Source organism: Streptomyces sp. 8N706 (genome assembly GCF_052245415.1).
Classification (GTDB): Bacteria; Actinomycetota; Actinomycetes; order Streptomycetales; family Streptomycetaceae; genus Streptomyces.
In genome coordinates this window covers 14,880-34,131 of sequence record NZ_JBQQBW010000038.1, presented here as the reverse complement: position 1 = coordinate 34,131, position 19,252 = coordinate 14,880, and the positions used below count along the sequence as shown (strand labels likewise).

General features: G+C 70.5%; 19 protein-coding genes. 4 read left to right on the top strand and 15 right to left on the bottom strand.

What is annotated here, in order from left to right; translation table 11 throughout:
- Positions 1-92: 92 nt before the first annotated feature.
- The 4 genes from ACTWQE_RS16785 to ACTWQE_RS16770 all read right to left on the bottom strand — a co-directional run bounded on the left by ACTWQE_RS16785 (position 93) and on the right by ACTWQE_RS16770 (position 3,237).
- Positions 93-1,427, bottom strand: coding sequence for an NADH-quinone oxidoreductase subunit D (locus ACTWQE_RS16785; RefSeq protein ID WP_443329746.1), 1,335 nt, complete (start codon positions 1,425-1,427; stop codon positions 93-95).
- On the bottom strand, positions 1,427-2,221 hold the full coding sequence (locus tag ACTWQE_RS16780; RefSeq protein ID WP_443329745.1) for an NADH-quinone oxidoreductase subunit C: 795 nt from the start codon (positions 2,219-2,221) through the stop codon (positions 1,427-1,429). Before ACTWQE_RS16780 ends, ACTWQE_RS16785 begins: the two co-directional genes overlap by 1 nt.
- A 91-nt stretch (positions 2,222-2,312) precedes the next feature.
- Complete coding sequence (locus ACTWQE_RS16775) at positions 2,313-2,867, bottom strand: NuoB/complex I 20 kDa subunit family protein (RefSeq protein ID WP_443329744.1); 555 nt, start codon at positions 2,865-2,867, stop codon at positions 2,313-2,315.
- A gap of 10 nt (positions 2,868-2,877) precedes the next feature.
- Positions 2,878-3,237 (bottom strand): NADH-quinone oxidoreductase subunit A, encoded by a 360-nt coding sequence (locus tag ACTWQE_RS16770; protein ID WP_393656689.1) that lies wholly within the window; start codon positions 3,235-3,237, stop codon positions 2,878-2,880.
- A 788-nt stretch (positions 3,238-4,025) separates the two neighbouring features.
- On the opposite strand from ACTWQE_RS16770, the gene ACTWQE_RS16765 reads away from it, so the two are divergent.
- Positions 4,026-4,811, top strand: a complete 786-nt coding sequence (locus ACTWQE_RS16765) for a C40 family peptidase (protein ID WP_443329743.1) — start codon at positions 4,026-4,028, stop codon at positions 4,809-4,811.
- Positions 4,812-4,958: 147 nt separating this feature from the next.
- Here the strand turns inward: ACTWQE_RS16765 and ACTWQE_RS16760 are convergent, their stop codons facing one another.
- Positions 4,959-6,245: a geranylgeranyl reductase family protein gene (locus ACTWQE_RS16760; protein ID WP_443329742.1), complete on the bottom strand. Its 1,287-nt coding sequence runs from the start codon at positions 6,243-6,245 to the stop codon at positions 4,959-4,961.
- 143 nt (positions 6,246-6,388) lie between these two features.
- Positions 6,389-7,387 carry an asparaginase gene (locus ACTWQE_RS16755; protein WP_443329741.1) on the bottom strand — a complete coding sequence of 333 codons (999 nt, stop codon included), beginning with the start codon at positions 7,385-7,387 and terminating at the stop codon, positions 6,389-6,391.
- A gap of 130 nt (positions 7,388-7,517) precedes the next feature.
- Here ACTWQE_RS16755 and ACTWQE_RS16750 point away from each other — a divergent pair, with 130 nt between their 5' ends.
- Complete coding sequence (locus ACTWQE_RS16750) at positions 7,518-7,973, top strand: Lrp/AsnC family transcriptional regulator (protein ID WP_443329740.1); 456 nt, start codon at positions 7,518-7,520, stop codon at positions 7,971-7,973.
- 190 nt (positions 7,974-8,163) lie between these two features.
- Here the strand turns inward: ACTWQE_RS16750 and ACTWQE_RS16745 are convergent, their stop codons facing one another.
- From ACTWQE_RS16745 to ACTWQE_RS16715, 7 genes are all read right to left on the bottom strand, one after another.
- Entirely contained in the window at positions 8,164-9,081 is a 918-nt protein-coding gene (locus ACTWQE_RS16745) for a glutaminase (protein WP_443329739.1), read from the bottom strand.
- Positions 9,081-9,773 carry a demethylmenaquinone methyltransferase gene (locus tag ACTWQE_RS16740; RefSeq protein ID WP_443329738.1) on the bottom strand — a complete coding sequence of 231 codons (693 nt, stop codon included), beginning with the start codon at positions 9,771-9,773 and terminating at the stop codon, positions 9,081-9,083. Before ACTWQE_RS16740 ends, ACTWQE_RS16745 begins: the two co-directional genes overlap by 1 nt.
- 154 nt (positions 9,774-9,927) lie before the next feature.
- Positions 9,928-10,893 carry a zinc ribbon domain-containing protein gene (locus ACTWQE_RS16735; protein WP_443329737.1) on the bottom strand — a complete coding sequence of 322 codons (966 nt, stop codon included), beginning with the start codon at positions 10,891-10,893 and terminating at the stop codon, positions 9,928-9,930.
- A 570-nt stretch (positions 10,894-11,463) separates the two neighbouring features.
- Positions 11,464-12,153 carry a hypothetical protein gene (locus tag ACTWQE_RS16730; RefSeq protein ID WP_443329736.1) on the bottom strand — a complete coding sequence of 230 codons (690 nt, stop codon included), beginning with the start codon at positions 12,151-12,153 and terminating at the stop codon, positions 11,464-11,466.
- Positions 12,154-12,160: 7 nt separating this feature from the next.
- On the bottom strand, positions 12,161-13,357 hold the full coding sequence (gene mqnC, locus ACTWQE_RS16725; protein WP_443329735.1) for a cyclic dehypoxanthinyl futalosine synthase: 1,197 nt from the start codon (positions 13,355-13,357) through the stop codon (positions 12,161-12,163).
- Positions 13,358-13,723: 366 nt separating this feature from the next.
- Entirely contained in the window at positions 13,724-15,604 is a 1,881-nt protein-coding gene (locus tag ACTWQE_RS16720) for a serine/threonine-protein kinase (protein WP_443329734.1), read from the bottom strand.
- Positions 15,605-15,922: 318 nt separating this feature from the next.
- Positions 15,923-16,828, bottom strand: a complete 906-nt coding sequence (locus ACTWQE_RS16715; RefSeq protein WP_443329733.1) for a menaquinone biosynthetic enzyme MqnA/MqnD family protein — start codon at positions 16,826-16,828, stop codon at positions 15,923-15,925.
- 370 nt (positions 16,829-17,198) lie between these two features.
- Here ACTWQE_RS16715 and ACTWQE_RS16710 point away from each other — a divergent pair, with 370 nt between their 5' ends.
- A complete protein-coding gene (locus ACTWQE_RS16710) occupies positions 17,199-17,402 on the top strand; it encodes a cold-shock protein (protein WP_019707740.1) in 204 nt (67 codons plus the stop codon).
- A 232-nt stretch (positions 17,403-17,634) separates the two neighbouring features.
- Complete coding sequence (locus ACTWQE_RS16705) at positions 17,635-17,904, top strand: hypothetical protein (RefSeq protein WP_443329732.1); 270 nt, start codon at positions 17,635-17,637, stop codon at positions 17,902-17,904.
- A 99-nt stretch (positions 17,905-18,003) separates the two neighbouring features.
- On the opposite strand, the gene ACTWQE_RS16700 is transcribed toward ACTWQE_RS16705, so the two are convergent.
- Both ACTWQE_RS16700 and ACTWQE_RS16695 read right to left on the bottom strand, forming a co-directional pair.
- A complete protein-coding gene (locus tag ACTWQE_RS16700) occupies positions 18,004-18,651 on the bottom strand; it encodes a TetR/AcrR family transcriptional regulator (protein WP_443329769.1) in 648 nt (215 codons plus the stop codon).
- Positions 18,652-18,991: 340 nt separating this feature from the next.
- Positions 18,992-19,141, bottom strand: a complete 150-nt coding sequence (locus ACTWQE_RS16695) for a hypothetical protein (protein WP_443329731.1) — start codon at positions 19,139-19,141, stop codon at positions 18,992-18,994.
- Positions 19,142-19,252: the final 111 nt, after the last annotated feature.

Sequence of the window (19,252 nt, the reverse complement as noted above, 5' to 3'; positions counted from 1 at the left end):
CGGTACCCCCAGCGGCCGAGTGTCCCGCCCGTCTCCCGCCACCGCCGTCAAGCGGCTGCGCTGCGCGCAGGAAGCCCTCATGCGTGCGTCGCTCACCTGTCGACACCTCCCATCACGGGGTCGATGGACGCCACGGCCACGATGACGTCGGCGACCTGGCCGCCCTCGCACATCGCCGCCATGGCCTGGAGGTTGGTGAAGGACGGGTCGCGGAAGTGGACCCGGTAGGGGCGCGTGCCGCCGTCGCTGACCGCGTGCACGCCCAGCTCGCCCTTGGGCGACTCCACGGCGGCGTACGTCTGGCCGGGCGGCACCCGGAACCCCTCCGTGACGAGCTTGAAGTGGTGGATCAGGGCCTCCATCGATGTGCCCATGATCTTCTTGATGTGGTCGAGCGAGTTGCCGAGGCCGTCCGGTCCGAGCGCCAGCTGTGCGGGCCAGGCGATCTTCTTGTCGGCGACCATCACCGGGCCGGGCTCCAGCCGGTCCAGGCACTGCTCGACGATCCGCAGCGACTGCCGCATCTCCTCCAGCCGGAGCAGGAAGCGGCCGTAGGCGTCGCAGGTGTCGGTGGTCGGCACCTCGAAGTCGTAGGTCTCGTAGCCGCAGTACGGCTGGGTCTTGCGCAGATCGTGCGGGAGGCCGGCCGAGCGCAGGATCGGTCCGGTGACCCCCAGGGCCATACAGCCCGCGAGATCCAGATAGCCGACGTCCTGCATCCGGGCCTTGAAGACGGGGTTGCCGGTGGCGAGTTTGTCGTACTCCGGCAGGTTCTTCCGCATCTTCTTGACGAACTCGCGCACCGCGTCCACCGCGCCGGGCGGCAGGTCCTGGGCGAGTCCGCCCGGCCTGATGTAGGCGTGGTTCATCCGCAGACCGGTGATCAGCTCGTAGAGGTCCAGGATCATTTCGCGGTCCCGGAACCCGTAGATCATGATCGTGGTGGCGCCGAGCTCCATCCCGCCGGTGGCGATGCAGACCAGGTGGGAGGAGAGACGGTTCAGCTCCATCAGCAGTACGCGGATGACGGTCGCCCGGTCGGGGATCTGCTCCTCGATGCCGAGGAGCTTCTCCACGGCCATGCAGTACGCCGTCTCGTTGTAGAACGACGTCAGATAGTCCATGCGCGTGACGAAGGTGGTGCCCTGCGTCCACGTCCGGTACTCGAGGTTCTTCTCGATGCCCGTGTGGAGGTAGCCGATGCCGCAGCGGGCCTCGGTGACCGTCTCGCCGTCGATCTCCAGGATGAGCCGGAGCACGCCGTGCGTCGACGGGTGCTGCGGGCCCATGTTGACGACGATCCGCTCGTCGTCGGCCTTGGCGGCGGCGGCCGCGACCTCGTCCCAGTCCCCGCCGGTGACGGTGTAGACCGTGCCTTCGGTCGTCTCTCGTGGAGTGGCGTGGGACGTTGCGTGAGAAGCAGACATCAGGTGTACGACCTCCGCTGGTCGGGAGCCGGGATCTGGGCGCCCTTGTACTCGACGGGAATGCCGCCGAGCGGATAGTCCTTGCGTTGCGGGAAGCCCTGCCAGTCGTCCGGCATCATGATCCGCGTCAGTGCGGGGTGGCCGTCGAAGATCAGGCCGAAGAAGTCGTAGGTCTCCCGCTCGTGCCAGTCGTTGGTCGGGTAGACCGAGACGATCGACGGGATGTGCGGGTCACTGTCCGGGGCGCTCACCTCGAGCCGGATCAGCCGGTTGTGGGTGATGGAGCGCAGGTGGTAGACGGCGTGCAACTCGCGGCCCGCGTTCTCGGGCGACGCGGTGCCGTCGAAGTGGACGCCGCTGACGCCGGTGCACAGCTCGAAGCGCAGCGCCGGGTCGTCGCGGAGGGTCCTCGCCACCTGCGGGAGGTGTTCGCGGGCGATGTGGAACGTGATCTCGTCGCGGTCGACGACCGTTTTCTCGATGGCGTGCTCGGGGGGCAGCCCCTGCTCCTCCAGGGCGCCTTCGAGCTCGTCGGCGATCTCGTCGAACTCCCCGTACGCGCCGCCGCCGCGGGGGCCTCCGTACGGGCGGGTGGCGGCGCCCGGCAGCCGTACGGACCGCACGAGTCCGCCGTAACCGGTGGTGTCACCACCGTTGTTCGCACCGAACATGCCGCGACGGGTGGCGATGACCTCGCCGTGGTCACCGCGCTGGCCGGGGAGGTTCTGGGCGTTCAGGTCCTTGTCGGGGTTGACGCCATTGGCGTTCGCCCCGCTGTCACGTGGGTCGCTCATCAGGCATCCCTCCGCTTCGCTTCTCCGCCCGCTCGGCGCAGAGGCGCGGGCATCATCGCCGGGTGCGGCCCGGCGGCCTCGCGTGCGTCGCTCATCGCAGCAGCCCCTTCATCTCGATGGTGGGCCGTGCCTGGAGCGCCGCTTCCTCGGCCTCACGGGCCGCCTGCTCACGATTCACACCGAGCTTCTCGCCCTGGATCTTCTGGTGGAGCTTGAGGATGGCGTCCAGCAGCATCTCCGGGCGGGGCGGGCAGCCCGGCAGATAGATGTCGACGGGCACGATGTGGTCGACGCCCTGCACGATCGCGTAGTTGTTGAACATCCCGCCAGAGGAGGCGCAGACGCCCATGGAGATGACCCATTTCGGGTTCGGCATCTGGTCGTAGACCTGGCGCAGCACCGGGGCCATCTTCTGGCTGACCCGGCCGGCCACGATCATCAGGTCGGCCTGGCGCGGTGAGCCGCGGAAGACCTCCATCCCGAAGCGGGCGAGGTCGTACCGTCCCGCGCCGGTGGTCATCATTTCGATGGCGCAGCAGGCGAGGCCGAAGGTGGCCGGGAAGACGGAGGACTTACGGACCCAGCCCGCGGCCTGCTCCACGGTCGTCAGCAGAAAGCCGCTCGGCAGTTTCTCTTCGATACCCATGATGTGGCCCCTAGTCCCATTCCAGGCCGCCACGACGCCAGACATAGGCGTAGGCGACGAAGACGGTGAGCACGAAGAGGAGCATCTCGACGAGCCCGAACAGCCCCAGGGCGTCAAAGGTGACGGCCCAGGGATAGAGGAAGACGATCTCGATGTCGAAGACGATGAAGAGCATCGCCGTCAGGTAGTACTTGATCGGGAAGCGACCGCCGCCGGCCGGCTGCGGGGTCGGCTCGATACCGCATTCGTATGCCTCGAGTTTGGCCCGGTTGTAGCGCTTGGGGCCGACGAGGCTGGCCATGACCACGGAGAAGATCGCGAAGCCTGCCCCGAGGGCGCCGAGCACGAGGATGGGCGCATAGGCGTTCACGCTCCTCGCTCCTTCCAGTCGACGATGACTGCGGACCGTGACCGGGCGTGTGCGCTGCCGCCTCGAAGATCGTGCCTATGTGAGGCAGTTCACAAGCCCGAGTCGCCTGCATCCTATGCCTGTCGGTCTGTGATCTGCGACACGGGGCGGACAAGGAGTTTGTGATCTCCACCACCTGACGAACGATCATGAAGTCGGATGAGCGGTGATCTTCACACGCGAAGCGTCCGAGCAGTCACCAACCGTGACTACTGAGGGTGTTACCGCTGGTGAGAGAGGTGGACACCTAGCAAAGGGCAGCCTTGCGGGCAAATTCGCGATGGACTCCGTCAGCTGATAAATACACGCCACCCGCTCGCGTGAAGGGGGCGGCGGAGAGGTTGAGGACGGCCGGACCGGGCCGCCCGGGAGCCCCTCCGCCGGCGCCCCGGGGAGGCCGGTACGGGTCGGGGGCGGGCGCGTCGCGGCATGCAAGATCGCCGGGTACGTGCATGCGTTCACAGACGGCCCACAGCGTTCAATTTCGGGCTCAATCTGTTAGCTATCCCACGCCATTTTTCCGTCCCGAAATGCGTTACTTGGCCACCAACGGTGGGCGATGGTAAGCGCTGAGCAATTCGGACGAAATGATGAAAGGCCTTGATCACGGGTGTGGCCGGCGGCGGCCCCTCCAGGCCGGAATGCGGCCTCCAAGATCCAGGATTCGCAATTCTGGACACGTACGCGTCAACTGTGGCGCACCACACGTTTCTTGAAGGTAACCGCGCACCCCTGATAGCCGTGGTTCCATGTCCCACACCGCTCACATACCCAGCCGCCGGAAACCCCGTCGTACCGCGTCCACATGGGTACTGCGCACCGGAGTTGCCGGCGGCGTCCTCAGCACCCTGGCCGTGACCGGTGCCTCCGGCGCCACCGCTGCCGAGCCCGCCACCGAGACCATGGAACTGCCCACGGTCACCACGGCGGTCGCCGACGCGGCCACTCTGTCCACCGCGGCCACCGAGCAGGCCGCCCTGGACTACGAGCAGCAGGCCGAGCTGCAGAACCAGCAGGACCGGGCGGCCGAGACCGCCCGCAAGGCCGCGAAGAAGGCCAAGCAGGAGGCGGACCGCAAGGCCGAGGCCGAGCGCAAGGCCGCGGCTGCCCGCGCCGCCAAGGAAGCCGCCTCGCGCTCCGCCGAGCGCACCACCCTGAAGACCGCCTCCGCCTCCGCGACCGGCAGCACCGCCCAGGTCCTCAGCTTCCTCGAGGCACAGCTCGGCAAGGCGTACGTCATGGGCGCCACCGGCTCCTCCGCGTACGACTGCTCGGGCCTGACCCAGGCTGCGTTCAAGACCGTCGGCGTGGACCTGCCGCGCGTCTCGCAGGACCAGTCGACCACCGGCACCGCCGTCTCCCTGGACGCCCTGCAGCCGGGCGACCTCCTCTTCTGGGGCGGCACGGGCAGCGCGTACCACGTGGCCGTCTATGTGGGGAACGGCCAGTACATCGACGCGGCGAACCCGAGCAAGGGCGTCGTGAAGCAGGACCTCAACGACTACCCGCCGACGAGCGCGCGGCGCGTGCTCTGATCAGCAGCGTGCGCCGGCACGTGCCTCCGCGGCACGCGCACTGATACGCCGAGGGCCCGACCGGACACCGGTCGGGCCCTCGTCTGTCCCGGGGGCCGCCTCTGCCGCCCTCGCGCCGGCACCGCCGTGGGCGGGGCCGGTGCGCCGTCAGGAGCGCGGAGCCACCTTGCTGAGGCCGTTGATGATGCGGTCCATCGCGTCGCCGCCCCTGGGGTCCGTGAGGTTGGCCAGCATCTTCAACGCGAACTTCATCAGCAGCGGATGCGTCAGTCCGCGCTGGGTCGCGACCTTCATGACCTTCGGATTGCCGATCAGCTTCACAAAGGCGCGGCCCAGCGTGTAGTAACCGCCGTAGGTGTCCTTGAGGATCTGCGGGTAGCCGCGGAGGGCGAGTTCGCGCTGGGACGGAGTCGCGCGGGCGTGCGCCTGGACGATCACCTCCGCGGCGATCTGCCCCGATTCCATCGCGTAGGCGATGCCCTCGCCGTTGAACGGGTTGACCAGACCGCCCGCGTCGCCGACCAGCAACAGGCCCTTGGTGTAGTGCGGCTGCCGGTTGAACGCCATGGGGAGCGCGGCACCGCGGATCGGGCCGGTCATGTTCTCCGGGGTGTAGCCCCAGTCCTCCGGCATCGAGGCGCACCACGCCTTGAGCACCTCGCGCCAGTCCAGCTCCTTGAAAGAGTCCGAGGTGTTGAGCACGCCGAGGCCGACGTTCGAGGTGCCGTCGCCCATGCCGAAGATCCAGCCGTAGCCGGGCAGCAGCCGCTCGGCGCCGTTGCGCCGGTCCCACAGCTCCAGCCAGGACTCGAGGTAGTCGTCGTCGTGGCGGGGCGAGGTGAAGTAGGTCCGTACGGCCACGCCCATCGGCCGGTCCTCGCGGCGGTGCAGGCCCATCGCCAGCGACAGCCGTGTGGAGTTGCCGTCGGCGGCGACCACCAGCGGAGCGCGGAAGGTGACCGGCGTCTTCTCCTCGCCGAGCTTCGCCTCGACACCGGTGATCCGGCCCGTACGGGAGTCGAGGACCGGAGCGCCGACGTTGCAGCGCTCGTACAGCCGGGCCCCGGCCTTCTGCGCCTGCCGGGCCAGCTGCTCGTCGAAGTCGTCGCGCTTGCGGACGAGTCCGTAGTCCGGGTACGAGGCCAGGTCGGGCCAGTCGAGCTGGAGCCGGACACCGCCGCCGATGATCCGCAGACCCTTGTTCCGCAGCCAGCCCGCCTCTTCGGAGATGTCGATGCCCATGGAGACGAGCTGCTTGGTGGCGCGGGGAGTGAGGCCGTCGCCGCAGACCTTCTCGCGCGGGAACGCGGTCTTCTCCAGGAGCAGCACGTCGAGTCCGGCCTTCGCGAGGTAGTACGCGGTCGTGGACCCGGCGGGTCCGGCCCCGACGACGATCACATCGGCACTGCGCTCGTTGAGGTCGGTGTCGGTCACGTCGGCACTCCTGCTGCTCTCGGCGGAGACGGGATCTCCGCAGTCTAGAACGACCGCTGGGCGCGGCCGCACAGCAGGAGGGCCACTCAGGAGCCGTTGCCGTACGGCATGGTGGCCACTCCTCCGGGTCCCCAACGGCCGCCTCAGACCGGGACGGCCACCGTGTCGGGGTCCGCGATACGGCGGAGGGTGGCGGTGCGCTCGGCCGGGTGCGGCGAGGACATCAGGGCGGAGAGCACGGCGATACGGGCCTGGCCGGCGCGGAGCGTACCGGTCGGGACCGCACCGGCCGCGATCAGGTCCACCGCGCCGCCGCCGGTGTAGATGGGGGTGACCGGACCGGCGGGGACCCGGGTGGTCAGAGCGATGAGCACGCCGCGGGAGACCGCGCGGCGCACCGCCTCCGTGAACTCCGGCGTGGCGTTGCCCGCCCCGGTGGCCACCAGCACGATGCCCTGCGCACCGGCCTGCACGGCGGCGTCGAAGAGCAGCGGATCGGCGTCGGTGTGGTGCATGACCATGTCGACACGCGGCACGTGGCCGTCCACGGGCGGCAGCGTCAGCGGTTCGGGCCGGTCGGGGCGGCGCAGCACCTCGACCCGGCCGAAGCCGACCTTTCCGACCGGGGCGTGCGACGGGTCGGCGAAGGCGTCGGCGGCCACGGTCTGGGTCTTCACCGTGCCACGAGCGGCGTGGACGCGTCCCGCGAACACCGCGAGCGTGCCGAGACCCTTGACGTTCGCGGCGGTGAGCAGCGCGTCGTAGAGATTGCTGGAGGCGTCGCCGTCGACGGCCTCCAGGGGCCGCTGGGCGCCGGTGAAGACGACGGGGCGCCGGTCGCGGTGGTGGAGGTCGAGCAGGAAGGCCGTCTCCTCCAGGGTGTCGGTGCCGTGGGTGACGACGACCCCGTCGACAGCCGGGTCCTCCAGCACCTCATGGACGGAACGCAGCAGAACGAGCTGGTGGGCGGTGGTCAGCCGGGGGCTGTTGACGGTGAAGAGGTCCACGATCCGGGTCTCGACGCCCTCGGGGACGACGGCCGTGGCGAGCACGTCCCGTCCGGCCGCGTCGGCGGCGTACCCGGTGCCCTGCCAGCGGCTGGCTATCGTCCCGCCGGTGGTCACCACGACGACTCGTCGCATGTCCTGCTCACCCTCTCCCCTGGTCTGTCCCGGTCCATCCATGGCCAACGAGCAAGAATAGGGAAATACTCCTGGCATAGGATGGCGGAATTTCACATAGCCGCGGCGCGGCGGGACAGATAATTGCGTCATGGATGAGATCGATCGCAGCATCTTGCGCGAGCTCCAGCACGATGGCCGGCTGACCAACCAGGAACTCGCCCAACGCGTCGGGCTGACCCCGTCCCCCTGCCTGCGGCGGGTGCGGCAGCTGGAGGAGGACGGGGTGATCCGCGGCTACCGCGCCGTGATCGACCCGCCGTCCGTCGGGCGGGGCTTCGAGGTGCTGGTCTCGGTGGAGGTCAGACGTGACCGCGAGACGGTGGAGGCGTTCGAGGCGGCGCTCCAGGACCTGCCGGACGTCGTGGAGGCTTACCGGCTCTTCGGCAGTCCGGGCTGCCTGCTGCGGATCGCGGTCGCCGACATCGACACGTACGAGCGGCTGTGGATCGAGCGGATCACGGCGCTGCCGGGGGTGACGGAGGTGAACTCCCAGATCGTGATGAAGCGGATCAAGGAACCGCGGGGACTGCCGATCGTCAGGTGAACGGGGCTGGGCGGTGCGGGCTGTGACGCGGCGGTGGCGGCGTGGTGCGATGGGGCTGGGCGGTGCGGGCTGTGGCGCGGCGGTGGCGGCGTGGTGCGCTGCGGTGGTGGGCGGTGCGGGCTGTGGCGGGATGGTGCGATGCGGTGGCGGGGTGGTGCGGGAGCGGCGCGATGCGGTGAGGCGGTTCGCGTCAGAAGACCGACAGGCCGGTCAGCGTGGTGAAGCGGTCCAGCGCCGCGACGCCCGCCACCGAGTTCCCGCGGGCGTCCAGACCGGGGCTGTACACGCACAGCGTGGCGCGCCCCGGCAGGACCGCGAGGATTCCGCCGCCGACCCCGCTCTTGCCCGGCAGCCCCACGCGGTAGGCGAACTCACCCGCGGCGTCGTACGTACCGCAGGTCATCATCACCGCGTTGACCTGCTTGGCCTCGCTGCGCGTCAGCAGCCGCGAGCCGTCCGACCGCACACCGTGCCGGGCCAGGAAACCCCCGGCCAGCGCCAGATCGGCGCAGCTCATCTCGATCGAGCACTGCCAGAAGTAGTGGTCGAGCACGGCCGGCACCGGGTTGAGCATATTGCCGCAACTCGCCATGAAGTAGGCCAGAGCGGCGTTGCGGTCGCCGTGGCCGGCCTCCGACTCGGCGATCCGCGGGGAGAAGTCGAGACGGTCGTTGCCGCTCTCCGCCCGCAGAAAGTCCAGCAGCACGCCGCGGGCGTCACCGGTCAGCGCCAGCAGCCGGTCCGTGACGACCAGGGCGCCCGCATTGATGAACGGGTTGCGCGGAATGCCGTTCTCGTACTCCAGCTGCACCAGCGAGTTGAACGGATTGCCGGACGGCTCGCGGCCGACGTGCTGCCACAGGTTGTCACCGCCCCGGGCCAGCGCGAGCGCCAGGGTGAAGACCTTGGTCACACTCTGCGTGGAGAACGGCTCTCTCCAGTCCCCGACGCCGTACACCTGCCCGTGCACATCCGCCAGGGCCATTCCGAAGCGCCGCGGATCCACGGAGGCCAGCGCCGGGATGTACTCGGCAGGCCGCCCCCGGCCGATCTGCGGTGCGATGTCCGCCGCGACCTGCTCCAGTACGGCCTGGTAGTCCGGCTCCATCAGAGCCGTACGGCGCGGTGCAGTGCGACGATGCCTCCGGTCAGATTGCGCCAGGCGACCTTCGACCAGCCCGCCTTCTGCAGCCGGGCGGCGAGCGCGGGCTGGTCCGGCCAGGAGCGGATGGACTCGGCGAGGTAGACATACGCGTCGGGGCTGCTGCTGACCGCCGTGGCGACGGGCGGCAGGGCGCGCATCAGGTACTCGGTGTAGACCGTGCGGAACGGAGCCCAGGTGGGGTGGCTGAACTCGCAGATCACGACCCGGCCGCCCGGCTTGGTCACCCGCAGCAGCTCACCGAGCGCGGCGTCCGTGTCCTGCACATTGCGCAGCCCGAAGGAGATGGTGACGGCGTCGAAGCAGGCGTCCGCGAAGGGCAGCTTCGTGGCGTCGCCCGCGGTGAAGGGCAAGTGGGGGTGGCGCTTCCTGCCCTCCCTCAGCATGCCGAGCGAGAAGTCACAGGGGACGACATAGGCGCCCGCGGCGACGAAGGGCTGCGAGGAGGTGGCCGTGCCCGCGGCGAGGTCCAGGATCCGCTCGGCGGGCCGGGCTCCGACGGCCTGCGCGACCGCCTTGCGCCAGAGCCGGGCCTGGCCCAGTGACAGCACGTCGTTGGTGAGGTCGTACTTCGCCGCCACGTCGTCGAACATCGCGGCGACTTCGTGCGGCTGCTTGTCCAGGGAGGCTCGGGTCACGCGCCCATTCTGGCAGGCCACGCATGCCGGGACGGACGGGGCTCGACGAGGACCGGCCGCGTCCGCCCTGTGGACCGGACCGGATGCGGGCGACGACCGGAGCTCCGCAAGGCCGACGGCGCGGCCCGGCGGGGCAGGGGCCGGCGGGCAGCCGTCAGCCGGCCGACCAGGTGTCGAGAGCGATGTCGAAGGACTCCCGCGACACGCTCCAGGAGTCGTGCCAGTCCTGGAAGTAGATCGCGTACTCGGTACCGTCCTCGGTCACATACGACTGGTCGACGGCGTGCATCGTGCGCCCGCTCCCCTTCTCGGTCCAGACGAACTCCCAACGGGCGCCGGGCCGCCCCCGGAAGGTGTTCCCGGCCAGTTCCAGGCGCCGGTAGCCGTCGCTCTTCCTCCGGACGATCTCTTCGAGCTCGAGGAAGTGGTCCCGGGACGACTGACTGGTGACCCGGATGCCGATCCGGAGGTACGAGTTGCCGGTGGAGCCCCGGTAGTCGATCTGGCCGCCGTTGACCTCCCGCTGCCAGAGCTCGAAGACCCCGAGGGAGAAGCCCTGCGGGTCGTGCACCATCCGGTAGTTGGCGGGGAGACCGGGGGGCGTGGAAGGGGCCTCGGCCGCGGTGGTCGCTTCGGCCGACGGCGAGGGCGGTGACTGCGAGGGCAGTGACGGCGGGTCGGAAGGAGTCGGTCCGGTTGTCGGAACGCCCGGCCGGGATACGGCCGGCTCCTCGCTCTTCACGGCCAGTGGCTCGCTGTCGCTCCCGCCGCCGGGTCCTGCTCCCCCGTCGCCGCCCCGCAGGACCAGCACCCCTGCCGTCGCCGCACCGCCGACGACAAAGGCCGCCAGGACGAGGGCGCCCCAGGTGAGAAGACGGCTGCGGGCGGGCTTCGGCCGGGTCGCAGCCCCGTACGGAGGCGGAGGCGAGGGCGGTGGCGCTGCGGACGCCAGCGTCGGGGTGTGCAGCAGGTCCGGTACGGCGGCGGACTGCGTGATCGTCGGGGACTCGTCCAGAGGACCGGCCCCTCCGGCCTGAGCAGGGGTTTCCCTGCCGCACCCCATACAGAAACGGGCCTCGGCGGGGCGCTGCGCACCGCAGGTGGGGCAGAACGGCGGCATGTCGCCCTCCGTGACTAGCGGATCACTCGTGTGGGTACAGACTCCTCCTTTCACCTTTTCGGTTCCCATGAACTCCCGCTACAGGCAGAACGTATGAATACGGGTCAGCACCACGACGAGCGGCACCCTCCGCGCACGTTCCCGCGAGTCGGTGAGCCGGGCCCCGGCCTGGACCGGCAGATCTTCGGGGCCTGTCGGCGGCGCCGGATGCGGTACACGCAGGAGAGTTGGCCCTCGTACCGGGCCGGCTCGGGCGCCTCGGCCACACCGCGCCGGGGGTCCGACCGCGGCCCACCCGGACGACGCTCACAGCGCTAGGGCGTGTTTCGAAAGTAGCGCCGTCCGCCCGAAGGGCGGGGGTCGCGGCGGCTGGTGCGTGCGATCGCAAGGCGGTGGGGGTACCCCCGGCCGGAGGCTGGGGGAGGTCGTCCTCGTACTGGGGTCCCCCATGCCGAAGGCCAGGGGAGTACTCGGACGAGCCCGACAACGCAGCGAGCGTGCGTGCCAGGCGTCGCGGGCCTGGGGGCACCTCCCGGACGGAGTCTGGGGGAGGGACTTTCGAAACACGCCCTAGCGGCGGCGGTGGACGAGTCGGCCGCTGAGGACCGTGGCCACACAGGTGGCCGCCCCCCGCTCGGCCAGCGCGCCCAGGGGGCACCTCCCGGCGTCAGCCGGGGGAGGATCGACCTCGACGGGGACGTCGAAGACCGCGAAGTCCGCGCGGGCGCCCGGAGCGAGCACCCCGGCGAGCACACCCTCCGGCAATGACCCGCCCAGCGGATCGAGCGACGGTTCGCCCGCATCAGGCCCCTCGGTGGGCCGTACGACCGTGACCAGACCCGACCGGGACACGGCCGTTCGTACCGCCGGGCTCCGGAACGGGGGCCCGGCCACCGCCGTTGTGCCGTGTCCCAGCATCCGCTGGAGACCGCGTCGGGCGCTCCCCGCCCAGTCCGTGCCCGTCAGCCCCAGTACGTCCAGCACGGCAGGGTCGCGGACCGGCTCGGTGCCCAGCCTGTCCGCCTCACGCGGATCCGGGTGGTAGACGGTCTCGAGAAGCTCCGCGGCGCGGCGGTTGACGAGCCCCGGGGTCAGCAGCCCGGGCCAACGGCGCACTCGCGCACCCGCATGCGCGGCCACGACCGTCTCGTACGGGCCGACGGCCGCGACGGCCGCACCCTCGACCGCGACCGCTCCGCCGCGGATCAACTCCCGCCCCGGGCCCGGGCAGAGGGCATCGGCGGTGTGGACGGTCAGCAAGAAGTGCTCAACTCGCGTCGATGAGCTTGAGTTCCGGGTGGGCCGTGCCCCCCTCGATCGCGGTCGAGGAGAAGTGCGAGACGACCTTGTCGTCGACCGGGTCGTTCGCCGGGTCCTCGTGCACGACCAGGTGCTCGTACGTCGTGTTGCGCTGCGCCGGGACGCGGTCCGCCGCGCGGATCAGGTCGAGGATCTCCCTGCGGTTGGAACGGTGCTTGGCGCCCGCGGAGGACACCACGTTCTCCTCCAGCATGATCGACCCGAGGTCGTCCGCCCCGTAGTGCAGCGACAGCTGGCCGATCTCCTTGCCCGTGGTGAGCCAGGAGCCCTGGATATGGGCGACGTTGTCGAGGAAGAGCCGCGCGATCGCGATCATGCGCAGATACTCGAACAGGGTGGCCTGCGTCCGGCCCTTCAGATGGTTGTTCTCGGGCTGGTAGGTGTACGGGATGAAGGCGCGGAAGCCTCCCGTACGGTCCTGGACGTCGCGGATCATCCGGATGTGCTCGATCCGCTCGGCGTTCGTCTCGCCCGTGCCCATCAGCATCGTGGAGGTCGATTCCACGCCCAGCTCGTGCGCGGTCTCCATGATCTCCAGCCAGCGCTCGCCGGACTCCTTGAGCGGTGCGATGGCCGCACGCGGGCGCGCCGGGAGCAGTTCGGCGCCGGCCCCCGCGAAGGAGTCCAGACCCGCGGCGTGAATACGCGAGATGGCCTCCTCCACCGACACCTTCGAGATCCGGGCCATGTGTTCGACCTCGGATGCGCCGAGGGAGTGGATGACCAGCTCCGGGAATGCCTTCTTGATCGCGGAGAAGTGCTCTTCGTAGTACTCGACGCCGAAGTCGGGGTGGTGTCCGCCCTGGAACATGATCTGGGTGCCGCCGAGTTCGACGGTCTCCGCACAGCGCCGCAGGATGTCGTCCAGGTCGCGCGTCCAGCCCTTGTCGCTCTTCGGCGGGGCGTAGAAGGCGCAGAACTTGCACGCCGTCACACACACGTTGGTGTAGTTGATGTTGCGTTCGATGATGTACGTCGCGATGTGCTCGGTGCCGGCGTAGCGGCGGCGGCGCACGGCGTCGGCAGCCGCGCCGAGCGCGTGCAGCGGCGCCGACCGGTACAGGTCGAGCGCCTCCTCCGGAGTGATACGGCCACCGGCTGCGGCGCGGTCGAGGACGGACTGAAGGTCGGCGCTCTCGCTCACCGGGGACGTCCCTTCCGGAGGTTTTTCGGGCGTCCGGGGGTCGCCCCCCGGATGGCACAGTCGGACCGATCCAGCGTACGCCAGGGGTCGGACACTCCCGGTGGGGGCCGGTCGGGCCCCGTACCCGTCCGGGCTACCGGTGCACGCTCCCAGCCGGGGGCCACGGACGGACCAGGGCGTACGAGCCGGGTGCGACGCGCGAACCGTCGCCGTCGGGCGAGCACAGTTTTTCGCAGAGGCCGCGAGGCCGCGCTGTGCCGGCCGGTGAGCTGCTCCCCCGCACCTGGTTGCCTCCGGTACGCGGGCGCTTTCCTCCCCGTCAGCCGCTCCCGGTCTGTCACCGGTGCGCCAGCACCTTCCAGCGCGTCAGCTTCCGGACTTCGTCAGCCGGGAGGTGGGACGGCCGCCCGCCGCGTCGTCCGACGTATAGGCGAGCACGCCCTTGCCGACGAGGGTGAGGGTCACGGTCGCCGTGGTGCCCGTGCACAGCGGTGCGGCCCCGGGGTTGTCCCCGGTCTCCTCGAGCGTGAGCTTCTTGTCGGTGACCGAGACCAACTCGCCCTTGGCGCGGCACACCAGCCCCAGAACTCCGTACGTCAGACGGGCGACCTTCGCGCCCTTTCCGCCCTTGGTGAGGGTGATGGTCACGTCCCCGTTGGGCGTGCCGTCGCCCTGGACCACCTCGCCCTTCCAAGTGCCGAGGAAAGCCCTGGGCACGGAAGCCCCCGGCGAGGGTGCCGCATCCGGCAGGGGCGGTTCCGAGTGGGAGTCCCCCACGGCGTCCCCTCCGCCACTGCCACCGCCACCCGGCATCAGGCCGAGGAAGCCGAGAAAGTACGCCGTCGTCGTCGCGACGGCCAGCGCGGCGGCCACGGACAGGACGAGCGTGCAGCTCAGCCGGCGGCCGCGCCGGGAGCGCAGGGGCGGGGACGTCGCCGTGGCCGAGGCGGAGACGGAGAAACGCGCCCGCCGCGCGCCCCCCGAGGACTCTTCCGAGCCTGCGAGAGACCCGTCCTTCCCCTCCCCGAGAGACCTGTCCTCCGCCTCGGCGAGGGGCCCGCCCGTACCGGCGAAGGAAGGATGCGGCGGCCCGAAGGCACCCGGGGCACCACCACCTCCGGCAGTACCGGCCGTGGACGTCGGCTCCGACTGAACCGGTGCGGAAGCGGAAGCGGCGCCTGAGTCGAACCCGGGCTCGGAATCGGAGTCGGAGCCGGAGCGCTGGGTCGGGAACTGGGCCGGGGGCATCGTCACCAGTCCGGAGCCCCCCGAGGCGGGCTCGGGCACCGGCCCCCGGACCGGTGCCGGCCCCGCGGCGCCCGGCACGGGCATCGGCCCCGCGTCCAGGTCCAGGAGTTCGACGGCACGGCGGCTGACCTGCTCCACCAGCGGACCCGGCAGCCAGCCGCTCCGTACGACACCGGAGGCAGCGGAGGCACCGGACTCTTCGACGAGGCGCTGCCCGGCCTCTTCCGGAGTGGGCCGGGCGGCCGGGTCCTTGGCGAGGCAGGCGGCGACCAGATTGCGCAGGCCGCCCCGCAGCTCATCACCCAGCTCCGGCTCCTCATGCACCACCTTGTAGAGCAGCGCGGCCGAGCTGTCCCCGGGGAACGGCCCCTCCCCGGTGGCGGCGAAGGCGAGCACCGCACCCAGCGAGAAGACGTCCACGGCCGGCGTGATGTCCCCGCCCAGGATCTGCTCGGGTGACATATAGCCGGGAGAGCCGATGGAGACGCCTGTGGAGGTCAGGGACGCAGCGCCGTCGGTGGCTCGTGCGATCCCGAAGTCGATCAGCCGCGGCCCGTCCAGGGTCAGCAGCACATTCGACGGCTTGACGTCGCGGTGCACCAGCCCCAGCCCGTGGACGGCCGTCAGCGCCTCGGCGAGACCCGCGCCCACGGCCCGTACGGAGTGCTCGGGCAGCGGGCCGACGGAGGACACCGCCTGGTGGAGGGCCGGGCCCGCCACATAACCGGTCGCCACCCATGGCACGGAGGCGTCCGGGTCCGCGTCGAGCACAGGAGCGGTCCAGCGCCCGCCGACGCGCCGAGCGGACTCGACTTCACGGCGGAAGCGGGCCCGGAACTGTTCATCCGTCGCGAAGTGCGGATGCACCACCTTCACGGCGACGGTACGGCCGCCCGCACTGCGCCCCAGATACACCCGGCCCATTCCGCCCGCGCCGAGTCGGCGCAGCAGCCGGTAAGGACCGATGGCACGCGGATCCTCCCCCTCCAGCGGATGCATGGCGTCCGTGCCCCCCTCGGCTCGCCCGGATGGCCTCCTTGCGGCGTGCCGCCAGCTTAGAGCCTGGGGCGGCCGGGACGGGGCGCTCGTACCGGCCCCAGCGCGCACGGGTGCGCCCCGCACGCCGGGTCCGGACCGGGGCACCCGTCCACGCGCGCGTGGACACGGAACCGGTAGCGATCACCGCGTGCATGGTCTTGCTTCACCCCGTGCACGCGCGCGGGGACACGGGTGTGGGCACGGCGGAAGCCGCGCCCTCCCCCCTCTGCCGGCCGCGACCTCAGGTCCACGACGTCGGGCCTGCCGCCACCGCGGGCCTCAGGCCTTCGGCCCCCGCTGCCCGCCGTTGAGGAGCTCCACCCGGACATCCGCCGGGAAGCCCGTCGTCGGGCCCGTGAGACGGGCGAATGCGGCGATCCCCTCGAGCTGCTCCGCACCCAGCCGGAAGTCGAGCGTGGTGAAGTAGCGCTCCAGCAGCTCGGCGTCGAACACCTCCCAGCGGGCAGCCTGCTCGGCGACCTTGCCGACCTCCTCCAGCGAAAGGTCCCGGGAGGACAGGAACGCCTCATGGACCGTGTGCACGATCCGGGGCCGGCGTTCGAGGTAGTCGCGGCGGGTGGCCCAGACGGCGAAGACGAACGGCAGGCCCGTCCAGTCCTTCCACATCCGGCCGAGGTCGTGGACCTGCAGGCCGAGACGCGGCGCGTCGTGCAGGGACGCACGCAGGGCGGCGTCCCCGATCAGTACGGCGGCCTGCGCCTCCTGCATCATCAGACCGAGGTCCGGCGGGCAGGTGTAGTAATCGGGCTCGATGCCGTACTGCTCGGCGAGCAGCAACTGCGCCAGCCGTACCGACGTCCGGGAGGTGGAGCCCAGCGCCACCCGCGCCCGGTGCAGCTGGTCCAGCGGCACCTGGGAGACGATCACGCAGGACATCACCGGACCGTCGCAGCCCACCGCGAGGTCGGGGAACGCCACGAGCCGGTCGGCGTTGCGGAGGAACTCGACGAGGGTGACCGGCGCGATGTCGAGCTCGCCGCGGACGAGCTGCTCGCTGAGCTTTTCGGGGGTGTCCTTGCTCAGCTCGAGGTCGAGCAGCGTGCCCGTACGGGCGAGGCCCCAGTAGAGGGGCAGACAGTTGAGGAACTGGATATGGCCGACCCGGGGCCGGCTACGACGGTCGTCGTCCGCGGCGGGGGTGGCAGCTCGCTCAGGTTGGTCCACATCGTGAGGCTAGCTCCAGCCGCCCCGGACACCGGCCGCGGGTCCCTGGCGCGCGCGCCGGAACCGAGGCCGGGACACGCCCCGACACGCCGGGGACAGCGAGATGCGACATGCCCGTACAGACCCGCACAGACCGCTGGGGAGCCCGGCAGCGACGGGTCCCCGCGATGATCTCGGTGCGAAACCCCACTCCCGGGTGATCTTCACCTCTTTCACCAGCTGAGCGCAGCGTGCTAGGCTCGCCGCAAGTTGCAGTTTGGTTTCCCTTGCAGTACAGAGCCTGCGGAGCATGTGACGCCGCAGGCTTTTGTAGTTTTCAGACTTCTTGCAGGTTCTGGAGCAGGGCAACCCTTTGGCCCAAGGAGGGCTTATGGCTACCGGAACCGTCAAGTGGTTCAACGCCGAGAAGGGCTTCGGCTTCATCGCCCAGGACGGCGGCGGCCCCGATGTCTTCGTCCACTACTCCGCGATCAACGCGTCTGGCTTCCGCTCCCTGGAGGAGAACCAGACCGTGAACTTCGACGTCACCCAGGGCCCCAAGGGCCCGCAGGCGGAGAACGTCACCCCGGTCTGATCCTTCGGATCTTTCGGGGTCGACCGATCGCGGTCGACGCGCAGTACCCAAGGAGCCCCGCTCCCCCGCTTCGGCGAGGGAACGGGGCTCCTGCCCTTTGTGGCCGTCATGGCCCGCCGCCTTTCCCTCGTGCCTTATCCCGGGCCCCATTCCGTCCCCCTTTCCCGCCACCTCTCTCTCCACCTTCCGGACCGCTCGGAGGTCCGTCACCCGGAAGGGTGCGTACCACCGAATGAAACGGGGGCCGTACGCATCTGCCGCCCCTCCCTTCCCCCTGGCTGCCCGGCTGATGGCCGACCGCGCCTTTCCGCTCCCGTTGCTGGGCCTGGTCCATACGTCGGCCGAGATCAGGCAGTGGAGGCCGCTGAGTACGGAGGACGCCCTGGAGCTGACGGTCTACGCGGAGAGGCTGCGGCCCCACCGCCGGGGCACCGTGATCGCGACCGAGGCGCGGCGCGACGGGGCCCTGCTGACGGAAGCGCTCGGCCCCGCGGAGCAGTAGCTGATCGGCCGCCCACGACCGTCCGTGGCCCGTGACGTCCAGGGCGCGGAGCGGCCGCGTGAGGTCCGGTTCCGGCGGGGCCACCGCCCGAGCCGGAGCTCAGCTCTGGGTATCCGGCGCGGAGGGGCGCGGAGGGGACCAGCCCTGCCCGTCCATCAGATTCCCCAGCCCCGCCCACGCGAAGTTCATCAGAGCGGCCGTCTCCTTCGCCGTAGGGCTGTCGCCGGTACGGGCGTTGGCCCAGCCCGCGAGCGATTCGGCCGCGCCCACCAGGGCGTGCGCCAGCCCGGCCACCTCCCGTTCGGCGAGTCCGGGGTCGCACCCCGCCTCTCGCCCCGCCTCCGCGATCAGCTGTGTCACACGAGCGAGGAGCTCCTCCCGCATGGCGGCGATCGCACAGGCAAAGGACTCACCCTGCGTACCTGCCCGGTTGTTGAGCACCGCCCAGCCGTCCGGATGCTCGGCGGTGTGCGCGAAGAAGCCCCGGAGCCCGTTCCACAGCTGTTCGGCAGCCGATCCGCCTCCCGGCTCCACCGCGTCCCGCACCGCCGCGACCAACGCCTCCGCCTCCCGCTGGACGCACGCGTGGAACAGCTCCTCCTTGGAGTTGAGATACAGATAGACGAGCGGCTTCGAAACCCCCGCGAGCTCGGCTATCTCATCCATCGACGCGGCCCGGTACCCGCGCTGGGCGAAGGTCGCCACCGCCGCGTCGAGCATCTGCCGCTCTCTCACCGCCCTGGGCATCCGCTTCGTCTTCTCGCCCACTCTGGCCCCTCCCACGAAAGCTACTCGCGGGTAAGCCTACGGTGGCCCCGACGCCCCCTGCGCACACTCGACACGTACCGGCCACGGTTCGAGCGTCCGGTGGTCACGACTGTGAAGGCCACGAGGAGGCCACTGCGAGTCCATCCTTCTGGTGTGGGTCCATCCTCCCGATGTGGGAGCACGCCTCGGCGTGCACCGGGCGAGCCCGCGGCCCCAGTCCCGGTGCCTCGCCGGGACGCTCGCCGCTCCTCCTCACGCCCTTCCCGGAAAGCCCGGTGACCGGCCGGCGGACCCCCCGCCCTCCTGTCCACGTCGGTGGTCACTTGTCCAGCTCCTCCTCGACCGGAGGCTTGGGAACGTCCCGCAGATGCTGGGACTGGCCCGGCCTGCCGCCCTTGCGGGCCCGGTCCAGGGTTCGCCAGCGGTCGGGGACAATGGCCGGAATCAGCGTCCCGGAGGCGAGACTCATGACAGTTCACCGAGAAGCTTCATCACCATAAGTGGGACGAAGAGTACGGCCATTGCGATGAGGGCAATTCTCAGCCGCGCTTTGCGCCACGCGATGACAAGCAGCAACTCT

Excerpts from the sequence above, each read along its gene's own strand:
- ACTWQE_RS16710 (WP_019707740.1), top strand. The coding sequence starts at position 17,199 with ATGGCTACCGGAACCGTCAAGTGGTTCAACGCCGAGAAGGGCTTCGGC.
- ACTWQE_RS16780 (WP_443329745.1), bottom strand. The coding sequence starts at position 2,221 with ATGAGCGACCCACGTGACAGCGGGGCGAACGCCAATGGCGTCAACCCC.
- ACTWQE_RS16695 (WP_443329731.1), bottom strand. The coding sequence starts at position 19,141 with ATGAGTCTCGCCTCCGGGACGCTGATTCCGGCCATTGTCCCCGACCGC.
- ACTWQE_RS16705 (WP_443329732.1), top strand. The coding sequence starts at position 17,635 with ATGAAACGGGGGCCGTACGCATCTGCCGCCCCTCCCTTCCCCCTGGCT.
- ACTWQE_RS16745 (WP_443329739.1), bottom strand. The coding sequence starts at position 9,081 with ATGGAGCCGGACTACCAGGCCGTACTGGAGCAGGTCGCGGCGGACATC.
- ACTWQE_RS16720 (WP_443329734.1), bottom strand. The coding sequence starts at position 15,604 with ATGCATCCGCTGGAGGGGGAGGATCCGCGTGCCATCGGTCCTTACCGG.
- ACTWQE_RS16750 (WP_443329740.1), top strand. The coding sequence starts at position 7,518 with ATGGATGAGATCGATCGCAGCATCTTGCGCGAGCTCCAGCACGATGGC.
- ACTWQE_RS16785 (WP_443329746.1), bottom strand. The coding sequence starts at position 1,427 with ATGTCTGCTTCTCACGCAACGTCCCACGCCACTCCACGAGAGACGACC.
- ACTWQE_RS16735 (WP_443329737.1), bottom strand. The coding sequence starts at position 10,893 with ATGCCGCCGTTCTGCCCCACCTGCGGTGCGCAGCGCCCCGCCGAGGCC.
- ACTWQE_RS16755 (WP_443329741.1), bottom strand. The coding sequence starts at position 7,387 with ATGCGACGAGTCGTCGTGGTGACCACCGGCGGGACGATAGCCAGCCGC.
- ACTWQE_RS16765 (WP_443329743.1), top strand. The coding sequence starts at position 4,026 with ATGTCCCACACCGCTCACATACCCAGCCGCCGGAAACCCCGTCGTACC.
- ACTWQE_RS16700 (WP_443329769.1), bottom strand. The coding sequence starts at position 18,651 with ATGCCCAGGGCGGTGAGAGAGCGGCAGATGCTCGACGCGGCGGTGGCG.
- ACTWQE_RS16775 (WP_443329744.1), bottom strand. The coding sequence starts at position 2,867 with ATGGGTATCGAAGAGAAACTGCCGAGCGGCTTTCTGCTGACGACCGTG.